The 13,262-nt window shown below is 63.0% G+C and carries 13 protein-coding genes and 1 pseudogene; 8 read left to right on the top strand and 6 right to left on the bottom strand.

Translation table 11 applies throughout. The annotated features are described in order from the left end of the window. Nucleotides 1-8: 8 nt before the first annotated feature. The 3 genes and pseudogenes from ACPPVP_RS30980 to ACPPVP_RS30970 form a co-directional block, all read right to left on the bottom strand. Nucleotides 9-737 (bottom strand): annotated as a pseudogene (locus ACPPVP_RS30980) (ABC transporter substrate-binding protein); the annotation flags it as partial. A 175-nt stretch (nucleotides 738-912) separates the two neighbouring features. Beyond that, nucleotides 913-1,326: a barstar family protein gene (locus ACPPVP_RS30975; RefSeq protein WP_426527388.1), complete on the bottom strand. Its 414-nt coding sequence runs from the start codon at nucleotides 1,324-1,326 to the stop codon at nucleotides 913-915. Nucleotides 1,327-1,395: 69 nt separating this feature from the next. Further along, nucleotides 1,396-3,318, bottom strand: a complete 1,923-nt coding sequence (locus tag ACPPVP_RS30970) for a sigma 54-interacting transcriptional regulator (protein ID WP_426527387.1) — start codon at nucleotides 3,316-3,318, stop codon at nucleotides 1,396-1,398. Between the two features lie 169 nt (nucleotides 3,319-3,487). Here ACPPVP_RS30970 and ACPPVP_RS30965 point away from each other — a divergent pair, with 169 nt between their 5' ends. The 4 genes from ACPPVP_RS30965 (at nucleotide 3,488) to cynS (ending at nucleotide 7,347) form a co-directional block, all read left to right on the top strand. Beyond that, a complete protein-coding gene (locus ACPPVP_RS30965; RefSeq protein ID WP_426527386.1) occupies nucleotides 3,488-4,873 on the top strand; it encodes a CmpA/NrtA family ABC transporter substrate-binding protein in 1,386 nt (461 codons plus the stop codon). 163 nt (nucleotides 4,874-5,036) lie between these two features. Next, nucleotides 5,037-5,876, top strand: coding sequence for a nitrate ABC transporter permease (gene ntrB, locus ACPPVP_RS30960; protein WP_426527385.1), 840 nt, complete (start codon nucleotides 5,037-5,039; stop codon nucleotides 5,874-5,876). Beyond that, a complete protein-coding gene (locus ACPPVP_RS30955; RefSeq protein ID WP_426527384.1) occupies nucleotides 5,876-6,802 on the top strand; it encodes an ABC transporter ATP-binding protein in 927 nt (308 codons plus the stop codon). Before ntrB ends, ACPPVP_RS30955 begins: the two co-directional genes overlap by 1 nt. 56 nt (nucleotides 6,803-6,858) lie before the next feature. After that, nucleotides 6,859-7,347, top strand: coding sequence for a cyanase (gene cynS, locus ACPPVP_RS30950; RefSeq protein WP_426527383.1), 489 nt, complete (start codon nucleotides 6,859-6,861; stop codon nucleotides 7,345-7,347). Nucleotides 7,348-7,403: 56 nt separating this feature from the next. On the opposite strand, the gene purB is transcribed toward cynS, so the two are convergent. Continuing rightward, a complete protein-coding gene (purB, locus tag ACPPVP_RS30945) occupies nucleotides 7,404-8,834 on the bottom strand; it encodes an adenylosuccinate lyase (RefSeq protein ID WP_426527382.1) in 1,431 nt (476 codons plus the stop codon). Nucleotides 8,835-8,905: 71 nt separating this feature from the next. Continuing rightward, complete coding sequence (locus ACPPVP_RS30940; protein WP_426527381.1) at nucleotides 8,906-9,718, bottom strand: isocitrate lyase/PEP mutase family protein; 813 nt, start codon at nucleotides 9,716-9,718, stop codon at nucleotides 8,906-8,908. 119 nt (nucleotides 9,719-9,837) lie between these two features. Here ACPPVP_RS30940 and ACPPVP_RS30935 point away from each other — a divergent pair, with 119 nt between their 5' ends. Continuing rightward, nucleotides 9,838-10,746, top strand: coding sequence for a LysR family transcriptional regulator (locus ACPPVP_RS30935; RefSeq protein ID WP_426527380.1), 909 nt, complete (start codon nucleotides 9,838-9,840; stop codon nucleotides 10,744-10,746). 124 nt (nucleotides 10,747-10,870) lie between these two features. Here ACPPVP_RS30935 and ACPPVP_RS30930 read toward each other — a convergent pair whose 3' ends face one another. Next, nucleotides 10,871-11,188 (bottom strand): DUF1476 domain-containing protein, encoded by a 318-nt coding sequence (locus tag ACPPVP_RS30930; RefSeq protein ID WP_426527379.1) that lies wholly within the window; start codon nucleotides 11,186-11,188, stop codon nucleotides 10,871-10,873. 317 nt (nucleotides 11,189-11,505) lie between these two features. On the opposite strand from ACPPVP_RS30930, the gene purC reads away from it, so the two are divergent. Genes purC through purQ form a run of 3 tightly spaced genes read left to right on the top strand, consistent with a single transcriptional unit; the run spans nucleotide 11,506 to nucleotide 13,254 of the window. Further along, the gene (purC, locus tag ACPPVP_RS30925; RefSeq protein WP_171708996.1) at nucleotides 11,506-12,273 is read left to right on the top strand and encodes a phosphoribosylaminoimidazolesuccinocarboxamide synthase; all 768 of its coding nucleotides are present in this window, start codon (nucleotides 11,506-11,508) and stop codon (nucleotides 12,271-12,273) included. 28 nt (nucleotides 12,274-12,301) lie between these two features. Continuing rightward, nucleotides 12,302-12,541: a phosphoribosylformylglycinamidine synthase subunit PurS gene (gene purS, locus ACPPVP_RS30920; protein ID WP_057838858.1), complete on the top strand. Its 240-nt coding sequence runs from the start codon at nucleotides 12,302-12,304 to the stop codon at nucleotides 12,539-12,541. Nucleotides 12,542-12,552: 11 nt separating this feature from the next. Continuing rightward, entirely contained in the window at nucleotides 12,553-13,254 is a 702-nt protein-coding gene (gene purQ, locus ACPPVP_RS30915; RefSeq protein ID WP_426527378.1) for a phosphoribosylformylglycinamidine synthase subunit PurQ, read from the top strand. The last annotated feature ends 8 nt before the right edge of the window (nucleotides 13,255-13,262 follow it).

The raw sequence follows: 13,262 nt of genomic DNA, 5'->3' as shown, positions 1-13,262 counted from the left end.
ATCGGTCCTAGGCCGAATTCTCCGGCCTGCTTGATCGCGTTGATGGTGTCGCCGCCGGCGTTCGAGAGCGCGACAATCTTCGCCTTGGAGGCTTGCGCCTGCAGCAGAAAGGACGAGAAGTCGGCGGTATTGAGCGGATGGCGCACGGCCCCCACCACCTTGCCACCGGCGGCCGTGACGAACGCCGAGGTGTCTTTCTCGAGGGCATGCCCGAATGCATAGTCGGCGGTGATGAAGAACCAGCTATCGCCACCCTGTTTCACCAGCGCCTGGCCAATCGTCGCCGCAAGGCCGTAGGTGTCAAAACTCCAGTGTACGCCGTGCGGCGAACAGGCTTTTCCGGTGAGATCCGACGTGGCGGCGCCGGTATTGATGTCAACGGCGTCGCGCGTACGCGTCACCTCGCGCACGGCGAGCCCCACGGCCGAATTGGGAACGTCGAGAATGAGCGTGACCCCCTCGGTCTCGATCCACTGCCGCGCGATGTTGGCGCCGATGTCAGGCTTGTTCTGGTGATCGGCAAAGACGACCTCGATCGGCCGGCCCAGCACCTTGCCGCCGAAATCCTCGACCGCCATGCGCGCGGCGTGGACCGAGCCCATGCCGCTGAGATCCGCATACAGTCCCGTCTGGTCGTTGAGGACACCGAGCTTGACCGGTTGCTGCGCGATTGCGGAGGCGGTTAGTCCCGTTCCCCACAACAGGAGCGCGAACGCGGCGATAATGTTGCGACGCATGAAATCCTCCCCTTTGCCGTAGCGACCGGTTGATCCGGTCGTCTTGGCTCGATGCTATAGGGGAAGGGCGGTACTGGAAAGTCGGTGGCGGGGTTTTACTTTCGTTACGCCGCCGCAGCATCGCAACGGAGGAGTAAGCGGGCCGATCACGATAAGCCAGGCGATTCTCGTACTGTCATTGAAGGATAAGTTCGATGCCATCAGCTTCTTCGTTGCCGCCAGGGCAATGGCACCGGATTCTCTCGACAATCCAGTCAAATACCGTAGGTCCTTCACCTTTCAGCGCCTCAATAAGGTCGTTCTGGACTGAAGGTATGTTGGACGGGTGACATCGCTCCAGTCTGTTCCGCAGTTGGCGAGCGGTCTCGTGATGTCCCAGATTTCGCTTCGAGATTTCGTGGTTGTCCCAGCAGAAAATGAAGCCTTCTTCCGGTGTCCCGAAGCCTCCTCGCAAAATGTCGTTAAAGGCGTCGAGATTCCTGCCCCACTCGGCACCTGGGATAATGCGAAGGCCAACTTGATCGTAAAATCCTTCCAGTGTTGAAAATTCGTAACCGTCAATATGCAGCTTTTGCTTGGCGGGCATCATGGATGTACCTCTGATCCTTTGCTTGACGGGGTTAGGCGATTGATCGACGTTTTGGAGTACGTGCCCTAACTAGCCAGCCGAACCGCGCGCATTGGCAATTCCCAGCGCCTTGAGGCGCGAGGCCAGCGTGGTCGGCTTGATGTCGAGCAACTCGGCGGCGCCGCCGGGGCCGAAGACCTTGCCGGAGCAGGCTTGCAGCGCCGCCTCGATGTTGGCGCGCTCGTGGGCGCGCATTTCCGACGCGGTCATGACTGCGGGGCGGCTGTCTGTTTTGACGCGCTGCGCGCCGGAGGAGGGCTGTACGCCAGGCACGTCGGGCAAGTCGATGCGCAGCCGGCCGTTCTGCGCGAGGATCGCGGCGCGTTCGATGACGTTCTGCAGTTCGCGGACGTTGCCGGGCCAGTCGTAGCGCGACAGCTTGCGCGCATCGCCTTCCGACAATCGCAGCTCGGATTTCAGCGCCTTGCTCTCGCGGTTGAGGAAGTGCTGCGCCAATAGCGGAATGTCTTCGCGCCGCTCGCGCAGCGGCACGGACTCCACCGGGAAGACGTTGAGACGGAAATAGAGGTCCTCGCGAAACCGGCCGCGCTGCACTTCCTGCTTGAGGTCGCGGTTGGTGGCGGCGATCAGGCGCACGTCGACCGCGCGGGTGCGCTCTTCGCCGACCCGTTCGAAATTGCCCTCCTGCAGCACGCGCAGCAGCTTGCCCTGCAGCTCGAGCGGGATTTCGCCGACCTCGTCGAGAAACAGCGTGCCGCCGTCGGCGAGTTCGAAGCGGCCGATGCGGTCGCGCATCGCGCCGGTGAAGGCGCCGCGGACGTGGCCGAAGAATTCGCTTTCAAAGAGTTCGCGGGGGATCGCCGCGCAATTGACGCGGATCAGCGGGCGGTCGCGGCGGCTGCTCGCCTCATGGATGGCGCGCGCGATCAATTCCTTGCCGGTGCCGGATTCGCCTGTGATCATCACGGCCGCCGAGGTCGGCGCCACCAGCTTGACCTGCCGCAGCGTGGTCTGGATCGCCTCGCTTTGGCCGATGATGCCGCGCGGGTTGGTCTCGATCCGGATTTCTTCCTGCAGATAGGCGTTTTCCAGTTCGAGCCTTTCGCGCAAACGGTCCACTTCGGCGAGCGCCGCGTGCAGTTTTTCGTCAGCCTCGCGGCGCTGGCTGACGTCGCGGAATACGATCACGGCGCCGACCACCACGCCGCGGTCGCGGATCGGCGTCGAGGTGTATTCGACCCAGACCGGCGTGCCGTCCTTGCGCCAGAACACTTCGCCGTCGACCTGGTGCACGGCGCCGTCGCGAAACGCCGCGTAGATCGGGCAGTCGTGATCGGGATAGTGCCGCCCGTCGTGATGGGTGTGATGAACGATCGGGTGGATGGCCTTGCCGACCAGCTCTTCCGCGCTCCAGCCCAGCATGCGCTCGGCGGCCGGATTGACGAAGGTGGTTTTCCCTTCCGCGTTCACGCCGTAAATGCCTTCGCCGGCGGCGCGCAGGATCAGCTGGTTTTCGCGCTCGATATCCTGGAACACCCGCTCGACCCGCTGCCAGGTTGCGATACCGCCGCGCATGTGGTCTTCGGCCGCCGCGTCGACATAGCGGCGGCGGCGGGCATCGAGGTCGCTCATGCTGAGCAGCACCAGCGCGCGGCCGTCGCCTGGCACGCGGGAGCCGGCATATTCGAGCCTGAGCGTTTGCCCGGTGGCGTGACGCGGCGTCAGCGCGTTGGTCCAATACGCCCCCTTGTCGAGCACGGCCTGTGTGAAGACGATCAGTGCGGGCAATTGCCCGGCATGCAGCGTGCTGACCCTGGTCTGGCGCAGCAGCGCGCGGTCGTAACTGAGCAGGGTGCAGGCGGCGGGGTTGGCGTCCAGAATCAGGTCAGCGTGGGGATCGAGCAGCAGCGTCGGCTCGACCGAGAACTCGAACGCCGCGGCCTGGAGATCGACATCCTGCGCCCCAGCCGCAGAACCGAGAGCAAGATCCATCAGGCCAAAACTCCGAGATTTCGTAATCGTGCTACGAACTTTCGTTTATCACGAGTTTTCGTAATCGCCAATATCCGCCCAAATCGCTGCGACATCAGCGCAATCGCTGAAGAAATGGGCTGGCATGTGGCTTGCTTAATTAGGGGGCAACGTCCGCGCAGGAGGCCTCATGTCTACCTTCGACAACCCATTCGATCCCGATCGCCGTCTTCGTGCCGGTCGCTGTTCTTGCGGCCAGCATGTCAGCGAAGCCGAACATGAACAGGCCGCGCTGGCGCTGCGCTGCGAGCCTCAGCCTAGCGAGGACCAGCGCTACGAGGGCGTCGTCGCCTCCGCCGTGATGCGTGCGATGTTTCCGAAAGACGTGGCGCGGCGCGCCTTCCTGAAATCGGTCGGCGCCTCGACTGCGCTGGCCGCGATTTCGCAATTCTTCCCGCTGCAGACCGCGACCGAATTGTTCGCGCAAGGCGGTGTGCCCGAGAAGAAGGACCTCAAGGTCGGCTTCATTCCGATCACCTGCGCGACGCCGATCATCATGGCAGCACCGCTCGGCTTCTATTCGAAGCACGGCCTCAACGTCGAGGTGGTGAAGACCGCCGGCTGGGCCGTGATCCGCGACAAGACCATCAACAAGGAATATGACGCCGCCCACATGCTGGCGCCGATGCCGATCGCGATCTCGCTGGGGCTGGGCGCCAATGCGATCCCGTTCACGGTGCCGGCGATCGAGAACATCAACGGGCAGGGCATCACGCTCGCCATGAAGCACAAGGACAAGCGCGATCCGAAGGACTGGAAGGGCATGAAGTTCGCCATTCCGTTCGACTATTCGATGCACAATTACCTGCTGCGCTATTACCTAGCCGAACACGGCCTCGATCCCGATACCGACGTGCAGCTCCGCTCGGTGCCGCCGCCGGAAATGGTCGCCAATCTGCGCGCCGACAACATCGACGGTTTCCTTGCGCCCGACAACATCTGCCAGCGCGCGATCTATGACGGCGTCGGCTTCATGCACATCCTGTCCAAGGAAATCTGGGACGGCCATCCCTGCTGCAGCTTTGCCGCCAGCAGGGAATTCATCACGAGTTCGCCGAACAGCTTCGCGGCGCTGACGCGGGCGATTGTGGATGCGACCGCCTATGCCTCGAAAGCGGAAAACCGCAAGCAGATCGCCGAAGCGATCGCGCCGGCCAACTACATCAACGCGCCCGTTACGGTGCTGGAGCAGGTGCTGACCGGCACCTATGCGGACGGCCTGGGCGGCGTGAAGACCGACGCCAGGCGCGTCGATTTCGATCCGTTCCCCTGGCAGTCGTTCGCGGTGTGGATGCTGACCCAGATGAAGCGCTGGGGCCAGATCAAGGGCGACGTCGACTACAAGGCGGTGGCCGAGCAGGTCTATCTCGCGACCGACACCAAGAAGGTGATGGCCGAGATGGGACTGACGCCGCCGGCGACGTCGTACAAATCCTTCTCGGTGATGGGCAAGACGTTCGACCCGGAAAGGCCGGATGATTATCTTGCGAGCTTCAAGATCAGGAAAGCGTCGTGAGGGGGCGGGCGCAGCATTCACCGCTGTCGTCCCTGCGAACGCAGGGACCCATACACCGCGGCGGTAGTGGTGAACGAGGGTCTTTGACGTTGTGCCCGAACGAGAAGACACGGCGTATGGGTCCCTGCGTTCGCAGGGACGACGTGCTGAGAGGCTGTCGGCGATGACCCTCTCCCTTCGCTTCCGCGCGGCGGTGCTATCGATCGCGCTGTTCGCGGCGTTCCTTGGGATCTGGCATCTCGCCACGCGCTCGACGGCTGCGACCACGCACATGTCGCCGGAATACGCCAAGCTGATGGGACTGACGGCAACCCAGGGCAAGTCGGCGATGCCCGGCCCGCTCGATGTCGGTGCCAAACTGTGGGAACACCTCGAGCAGCCGTTCTACGACAAGGGCCCGAACGACAAGGGCCTCGGCATCCAGCTCGGCTATTCGATCGGCCGCGTCGGCCTTGGCTATCTGCTGGCCGTCATCGTCGCGATCCCGCTCGGTTTCCTGATCGGCATGTCGCCGTTGATCAGTAAGGCGCTCGATCCGTTCATCCAGGTGCTGAAGCCGATCTCGCCGCTGGCCTGGATGCCGCTGGCGCTCTACACCATCAAGGATTCCAGTATCTCCGCGATTTTTGTCATTTTCATCTGTTCGGTATGGCCGATGCTGCTGAACACGGCGTTCGGCGTCGCCGCCGTGCGCAAGGAATGGATCAACGTCGCGCGGACGCTGGAGGTCGGCACCATCCGGCGCGCCTTCACCGTGATCCTGCCGGCGGCGGCGCCGACGATCCTCACCGGCATGCGGATTTCGATCGGCATCGCCTGGCTCGTGATCGTCGCCGCCGAAATGCTGGTTGGCGGCACCGGCATCGGCTATTTCGTCTGGAACGAGTGGAACAACCTCTCGATCACCAACGTCATCATCGCCATTCTCCTGATCGGCATCGTCGGCATGCTGCTCGACCAGATCCTCGCGCGGTTCACGCGCATGGTCACGTTTCCGGAGTAATGATGGACAAGTTCATTTCCATCGAGGGTATCGCACGGCGTTATCCCGGCGCGGATGGCGCCCCGATTACCGTGTTCGAGGATCTCTGGCTCTCCATGGGACGGGGCGAATTCGGCTGCGTGATCGGCCACTCCGGCTGCGGCAAGACCACGGTGCTGAACATCCTGGCCGGCCTCGACGAGCCGAGCGAAGGGGCTGTGATCGTCGACGGCCAGGCGATCGAGGGCACCAGCCTCGACCGCGCCGTGATCTTCCAGAGCCATGCGCTGCTGCCGTGGCGCACGGTGCTCGGCAACGTCGCCTATGCCGTGACCTCGAAATGGCGCAACTGGGACCGCGCACGCGTGAAGGCGCATGCGCAGAAATTTATCGACCTCGTCGGCCTGACCGGATCCGAGCACAAACGTCCCTCGGAACTGTCCGGCGGCATGAAGCAGCGCGTCGGCATCGCGCGGGCGCTCTCGATCACGCCAAAAATCATGCTGATGGACGAGCCGTTCTCCGCGCTGGATGCGCTGACGCGCGGCACGCTGCAGGACGAGGTGCGGCGCATTTGCCTCGAGACGGGTCAGACCGCCTTCATGATCACCCATGATGTCGACGAGGCGATCTATCTCGCCGACAAGATCTTTCTGATGACCAACGGTCCCGGCGCCGTACTCGCCGAGATCGTCGAAAATCCGCTGCCGAAGAACCGTGGCCGCATCGATCTGCACCGCCATCCGCTTTACTACGCGCTGCGCAACCACATCGTCGATTTCCTGGTCAGCCGCAGCAAGACGTTTGCATCTGATGTGACCGACCACGATCCGCGCAACGTGCCGACGGTGCGGATCGGGAAGCCGGAACTGGTGATTGCCTCGGGGGCTGCCGATTCAGAACAGACGTCATGGCCGGGAATGTCCCGGCCATCCACGTCTTCCTGAGAATGAGCAAAACGTGGAGGCCCGGGACCGGGCATGACGAATAGAGGAGACTATCCATGAAACGCGAAGACCTCACCGAAAAGCTGCTCGACATCAAGCGCGAGAAGGGCTGGAGCTGGAAGCACATCTGCGCGGAGATCGGCGGCTATTCCGACGTGCTGATCGTCGGCGCCATCATGGGCCAGATGAAGCTGACAAAACCGCAGGCCGCCAATGCCGGCGAACTGTTCGGGCTGTCGAAATCCGAAACCGCGATGCTCAACGAGATCCCGATGCGCGGCACCGGCACGCCGATGCCGCCGACCGATCCCTTGATCTATCGCTTCTATGAAATGGTGATGGTCAACGGTCCGGCCTGGAAGGCGCTGATCGAGGAGGAATTCGGCGACGGCATCATGTCGGCGATCGATTTCGACATGGCAATGGAGCGCGTCGCCAATCCGAAGGGTGACCGAGTCAAGATCACGATGTCCGGCAAATTCCTGCCGTATAAATACTACGGCGCCAGCGGCAATGTGCCGGAGTACGGGTTCAAGGAAGAGTGAGGGAACGTCGCGAATGGCGCATGGAATGCTTTCCGTGCGTTATTCGCCACTTGCCATCACAGAATCGCGCCCGGCGTGTAGCCGGCGGCCTCAGGCTTGGCCCGCGCCAGCGCTTCGACCTGCTCGGTGAAGTGATCGACCTGGGCGGCGGCGTCGCCCGAGTTGGCGCGGCCTTGATCGAGCACTTGCTGCAGTTCGGTCGGGCTCCATCCAAGACGGGGGTCGGCGGCGAGACGCTGGAGCAAATCGTTCTGCACGATCTTGCCGGTGCGCAGGTCGCGGATGGCCGCGACGGCGTGTTCCTTGATCGCCTCGTGGGCGCCTTCGCGGCCGGCGCCCTTCTTCACTGATTCCATCATGACCGTGGTGGTCAGCAGGAAGGGCAGGTAACGGTTCAGCTCGGTCTCGACGACGGCTTCGAACACTTCCATCTGATCGAGCACCGTGAGCAAGGTCTCAAGCAGACCATCCATGGCGAGGAAGGCATCCGGCAGCATGACGCGGCGAACGACCGAGCAGGAGACGTCGCCTTCGTTCCACTGATCGCCGGCCAGCCCTGCGGCCATGGCGAGATAGCCTTTCAAGACGATATGCAGGCCGTTGATGCGCTCGCAGGAGCGGCTATTCATCTTGTGCGGCATCGCCGACGAGCCGACCTGGCCCTTGGCAAAACCCTCGCTGGCGAGTTCGTGGCCCGCCATGAGACGTATGACCTTGGCGAAATTGCCGGGGCCGCTGGCGAGTTCGGTGAGCACGCTGACGGCACGGAAGTCGAGGCTGCGCGGATAGACCTGGCCGACGGCGTCGAGCGCCTTCGGCAAGCCCAAATGAGTGAGAATGGTTTGTTCGAGCGCGCGCGCCTTGCCGGCATCGCCATTGAACAGGGTTATCTGATCGAGGCGGGTGCCGACTGCGCCCTTCAGGCCGCGAGCCGGATACGTGTCCAGGACGTTGACCAGGCTCTGGTGCGCCAGCAGCATTTCTTCGCCGAACATGGCGATGCGCTTGCCGAGCGTCGTGATCTGCGCGGCCACGTTGTGGGTGCGTGCAGTGAACGGGACGTCGCGCAATTGCCGGGCGCGCTTTGCGAAACGAACGAGGGCGGCGATGCTCTTGGTCTCGGTGAGCCGCAGGGCGCGGTAGACCTGCAATTGCTCGACGTTCTCGGTGAGGTCGCGGCTGGTCATGCCCTTGTGCAGGTGCTCGTGACCGGCCAACTCGCAGAATTCCTCGATGCGCGCCTTCACGTCGTGGCGGGTGATGCGCTCTCGACGCATGATGGATTCCAGGTCGATCTGGTCCTTCACGCGCTCGTAGCTTTCGATCACGCCGTCCGGCACCGGAATACCGAGATCGCGCTGGCCCTTCAGCACGGCGATCCAGTATTCGCGTTCGAGGCGGACCTTGCCTTCGCCACTCCAGATGGCGCGCATGGCAGGCGAAGCATAGCGATCGGCGAGAACGTTGGAGATGTGATCCTGGGGCATGGTCCTCTAATTGGCATTGCCCGGGGCCGCCTGCAAGTCAGAAGCGCCTATCGCTATGGCGAATGGGGTGGTTACCGGAATGCGGCCCTGATTTCCCCGATTGGCGCCATCTCGCGCACGAAGGTGAATGCACCTTGATCCTTCATCTCGCGGGCGCATTTCAGGAACCCGGCGAGGGCGTAGCGCTCCATGGCGCCGCCGACGCTGATGCGCTTGACGCCGGCGGCCGATAGTTGCGGCAGCGTCAGCGTCGGATCGGCAAAACCCATCACCAGGTTGAAGGGCTTGCCGACGGACGACACCACGGTACGGATGGTGTCGAGGTCGTAGAGGCCGGGCGAATACAGCACGTCGGCGCCAACGGCCTCGAACGCCTGCAGCCGCTTGACGGTGTCGTCGAGATCCTTGCGGCCATGCAGGAAATTCTCCGCCCGCGCGGTCAGCGTGAACGGGAAGGGCAGCGCGCGCGCCGCCTCGACCGCGGCCTGTACGCGTTCCACCGCGAGCGAGAAATCGTAAATCGGCCTCTGCGGATTGCCGGTCGAGTCCTCGATCGAGCCGCCGACGCAGCCGGCCTCGGCCGCGCGCGCGATCGCCTTTGCCGCGGTTGCCGGATCATCCGCGCCGCCATTCTCCAGATCGGCGTTGACGGGCAGGTCGGTGGCGTCAGCAATCGCCCGGCAATTTTCGATGATCGCATCGAGGCTGACGGTGGCGCTGCCGAGCGTATTGGCCAGACCGAGGCTCGTGGTCGCGAGCGCCTCGAACCCCATCGCGGCGAGCAGTTTCGCCGTGCCGGCGTCCCAGGGATTGGGAATGATGAAGGCGCCGGGGCGCGCATGCAGCGCGCGGAACGCTTCGGCTTTTTCCATCTGGGTTCGCATCGGCAATCTCCGCTTCGTTGGTTCGCCGGTTCTGGCTGGCGGCGAAAGTAGCGGGCTGGCTCCCATCAGCCAAATTTGTTATTTTTCTATGCATCATCAGCTTTTTGCATGGACGAAACATGGACAGCGATGCGCTTCTCACCTTCCTGACCGTTCATCGCCGCGGCGGGATTTCGAGCGCAGCGAAGGCGCTGCACCGCTCGCAGCCGGCGATCTCACGGCGCATTGCGCTGCTGGAGCAGGAGCTCGGCGTGCCGCTGTTCGAGCGGATTGCCGGGCGCACGATGCTGAGCGATGCGGGGCGGGTGATGGTGCCGTATGCCGAGCGCGCGGTCGCCGCCGCCCAGGATGCGGAGAATGCGGTCCGCGCGCTGGCGCGGCCGAATTCAGGACCGATCGCGCTCGCCGTGGTCGGCACGTTGGCGGGCGGCCGGCTGTCGGCGATCTTGAAGCGCTTCGCAGCGGAACATCCCGGCGTCGATTTGTCCCTGCGGACCGCGACCAGCGCCGAGGTCAGCGGCTTGATCCGCCGTGGCGAGGCGACAATCGGGCTGCGCTTTGACCGCGATGACTCGCGCGATCTCGACTGCGAATTGCTGTTTGCCGAGCGGCTTCAGGTCGTTTGCGGGCCGGACCACCCGCTAGCTGGCGGTCGGGTCGCGAGGCTTGCCGACCTGCGTGGCGAGCGATGGATCGGATTTCCTGAAGTGCCAGGACGGCGCGAGATCGCAGCGTCGCATATCCTCGCGCTGTTCCAAACCCGCGGATTGGGCCAAGTCGCGTGGACTCCCGTCGACAGCCTGACTGCCCAGAAACGTCTGGTCGAGGCCGGCTTCGGCATCGCGCTGCTTTCGCAAATCAATGCCGCCGAGGAACTTGAATCCTCGGCGCTCTCGACTATCGGCGTGCGCGACCTCAAGGTCAGCCACGACGTCGTCACGGTAACGCGCCGCGGCGGCTTCTTGAGCGCAGCGGCGCGGCGATTGCTGGAGATCGTTCGGAAGGAATATCGCGGGACGCGGTCTTAAAGATACGTCACGACATCTCTGCCGTCATTGTGAGCGAAGCCAAGCAATCCATCTGTCCGTTATGCCGCGACGTGGATTGCTTCGTCGCTTCGCTCCTCGCAACGACGGAGGCGGCAGAATGCCTTTACGTCCCCGCCTTCACCTCGGCGACAGCCTGCGCCATCAGTTCGTCCATCCTGGCGCGAAGTTGCTCCTCGGTCATGTCAACACCCTTGGCTTTGACATCGCCCAGCACCTTGCGAAGCACGTCGCCGTCGCCCTCAAACACCGCCGCGACCACCTCTTTGGCATAGGCGGCAGCCTCATCGCCTGACTTGCCGAGCTTTTCCGCGATCAACTGCCCGAGCAGCTTGTTGCGGCGTGCCACGGCCTTGAATTTCAGGTCCTCGTCGAGGGCGAATTTCTTCTCGAAACCCTCTTCGCGCTTGTCGAAAGTGGTCATTTTGCGGTTCCAATCCCGGCCAATGGTAAACGGGGCCGCGTTGCAGCCGCCCTGTCACTACCTAGATAAAGGGCGCGAATCGGCAAAACAACGAGCCCTTAAGCCGCAGGCAATCGTTATAAATTGGGCCCAATTGGGCCGGGTCGATTGTGCTGGGTGGGCCAATCGGATAGGTTGCCATCAGGCGAGGTTCTTGTTCTGTTTCCGGTCGTTTCTGTCTTGGACCTGGCCTTCACGGCAGCTCCGTCGTGGTCGCAAACCCTTGTCATCCGGAGCACACCAATTTCATGGATTTCAACAAAACACGGTACATCCCAATGAGCCGTCGACGCCGCATTTATGAAGGCAAGGCCAAGGTCCTGTATGAAGGTCCGGAGCCGGGAACCCTGATCCAGCACTTCAAGGATGACGCGACCGCGTTCAATGCCAAGAAACACCAGGTGATCGAAGGCAAGGGCGTCCTCAACAACCGGATTTCGGAGTACCTGTTTCAGCACCTCAACGACATCGGGGTGCCGACCCATTTCATCCGTCGCCTCAACATGCGCGAGCAACTGATTCGCGAGGTCGAGATCGTGCCGCTGGAGGTGGTGGTGCGGAACGTCGCCGCCGGATCGCTGTCGCAGCGCCTCGGTATCGAGGAGGGCACCCAGCTGCCGCGCTCGATCATCGAGTTCTATTACAAGAACGACCAGCTCAACGACCCGATGGTCTCCGAAGAGCACATCACCGCGTTCGGCTGGGCAACACCGCAGGAAATCGACGACATCATGGCGCTCGCCATCCGCGTCAACGACTTCCTCACCGGTCTCTTCCTCGGCATTGGCATCCGTCTGGTCGATTTCAAGATGGAATGCGGCCGCCTGTTCGAGAACGAGATGATGCGGATCATCGTTGCCGATGAAATCTCGCCCGACTCATGCCGGCTGTGGGATATCAAGTCGAACGAAAAGCTCGACAAGGACCGTTTCCGCCGCGACCTCGGCGGGCTTTTGGAAGCCTATACCGAAGTGGCGAAACGGCTCGGCATCCTGATGGAGAACGAGCGTCCGGCCGGTACCGGTCCGGTGCTGGTGAAGAGCTGAAGCAAATTAAAAGCTTGGGGCAAGTCTCGTGAAGGCACGTGTTACCGTTACGTTGAAATCGGGCATTCTCGACCCGCAGGGCAAGGCCATCGAAGGCGCGCTGAAATCGCTCGGCGTCGATGGCGTTGCGAGCGTCCGTCAGGGCAAGGTGTTCGACATCGAATTGTCGGGCGCCGACAAGGCCAAGGCCGAAGCGGCATTGAAGGATGCCGCCGACAAACTGTTGGCCAATACCGTGATCGAAAACTATCGGGTCGAACTGCTCTAGGCGCGCCTTCCATGAAATCAGCCGTTCTCGTCTTTCCCGGAATCAATCGCGAGCGCGACATGGCGCGCGCGTTGAAGCTCGTCTCCGGCCAGGAGGCGGCGATGGTCTGGCACGCCGACACCGAGCTGCCCAAGGGCACCGACCTCGTGGTCGTGCCCGGCGGCTTTTCCTACGGCGACTACCTGCGCTGCGGCGCCATCGCCGCGCGTGCCCCGGTGATGGACGCGGTGCGCAAGTTCGCATCCGATGGCGGCCTCGTGCTCGGCGTCTGCAACGGTTTCCAGATCCTGTGCGAAGCGGGCCTGCTGCCCGGCGTCCTGATGCGCAATGCGCGGCTGAAATTCATCTGCAAGGATGTGCATCTGCGGGTCGAGCGGTCAGATACGCCGTTCACGCGCGGCTACAATGCCGGCCAGGTCATTCGCGTGCCGGTCGCCCATGGCGAGGGCAACTACGAAGCCGACGAAGAGACCGTGAAGCGGCTGGAAGGCGAGGGGCGGGTGCTCTATCGCTATTGCTCTGCTGACGGCACAGTCGACGAGGAGTCCAACATCAACGGTGCGGCGGAGTCGATCGCCGGCGTCGTCAACGAGCGCGGCAATGTGCTCGGCATGATGCCGCATCCGGAAAACCACGTCGAAGACATCATGGGCTGCACCGACGGCCGCGGCCTGTTCGCGGGCCTTGCCGCGCATCTGGAAAAAGCGGCGTGAAGTCCTTG

It is taken from the genome of Bradyrhizobium sp. McL0615 (genome assembly GCF_049993905.1).
Taxonomy (GTDB): domain Bacteria; phylum Pseudomonadota; class Alphaproteobacteria; order Rhizobiales; family Xanthobacteraceae; genus Bradyrhizobium.
This window is presented reverse-complemented; position numbering and strand designations above follow the sequence as displayed.

Excerpts from the sequence above, each read along its gene's own strand:
- ACPPVP_RS30975 (WP_426527388.1), bottom strand. The coding sequence starts at position 1,326 with ATGATGCCCGCCAAGCAAAAGCTGCATATTGACGGTTACGAATTTTCA.
- ACPPVP_RS30970 (WP_426527387.1), bottom strand. The coding sequence starts at position 3,318 with ATGGATCTTGCTCTCGGTTCTGCGGCTGGGGCGCAGGATGTCGATCTC.
- ACPPVP_RS30965 (WP_426527386.1), top strand. The coding sequence starts at position 3,488 with ATGTCTACCTTCGACAACCCATTCGATCCCGATCGCCGTCTTCGTGCC.
- ntrB (WP_426527385.1), top strand. The coding sequence starts at position 5,037 with ATGACCCTCTCCCTTCGCTTCCGCGCGGCGGTGCTATCGATCGCGCTG.
- ACPPVP_RS30955 (WP_426527384.1), top strand. The coding sequence starts at position 5,876 with ATGATGGACAAGTTCATTTCCATCGAGGGTATCGCACGGCGTTATCCC.
- cynS (WP_426527383.1), top strand. The coding sequence starts at position 6,859 with ATGAAACGCGAAGACCTCACCGAAAAGCTGCTCGACATCAAGCGCGAG.
- purB (WP_426527382.1), bottom strand. The coding sequence starts at position 8,834 with ATGCCCCAGGATCACATCTCCAACGTTCTCGCCGATCGCTATGCTTCG.
- ACPPVP_RS30940 (WP_426527381.1), bottom strand. The coding sequence starts at position 9,718 with ATGCGAACCCAGATGGAAAAAGCCGAAGCGTTCCGCGCGCTGCATGCG.
- ACPPVP_RS30935 (WP_426527380.1), top strand. The coding sequence starts at position 9,838 with ATGGACAGCGATGCGCTTCTCACCTTCCTGACCGTTCATCGCCGCGGC.
- ACPPVP_RS30930 (WP_426527379.1), bottom strand. The coding sequence starts at position 11,188 with ATGACCACTTTCGACAAGCGCGAAGAGGGTTTCGAGAAGAAATTCGCC.
- purC (WP_171708996.1), top strand. The coding sequence starts at position 11,506 with ATGAGCCGTCGACGCCGCATTTATGAAGGCAAGGCCAAGGTCCTGTAT.
- purQ (WP_426527378.1), top strand. The coding sequence starts at position 12,553 with ATGAAATCAGCCGTTCTCGTCTTTCCCGGAATCAATCGCGAGCGCGAC.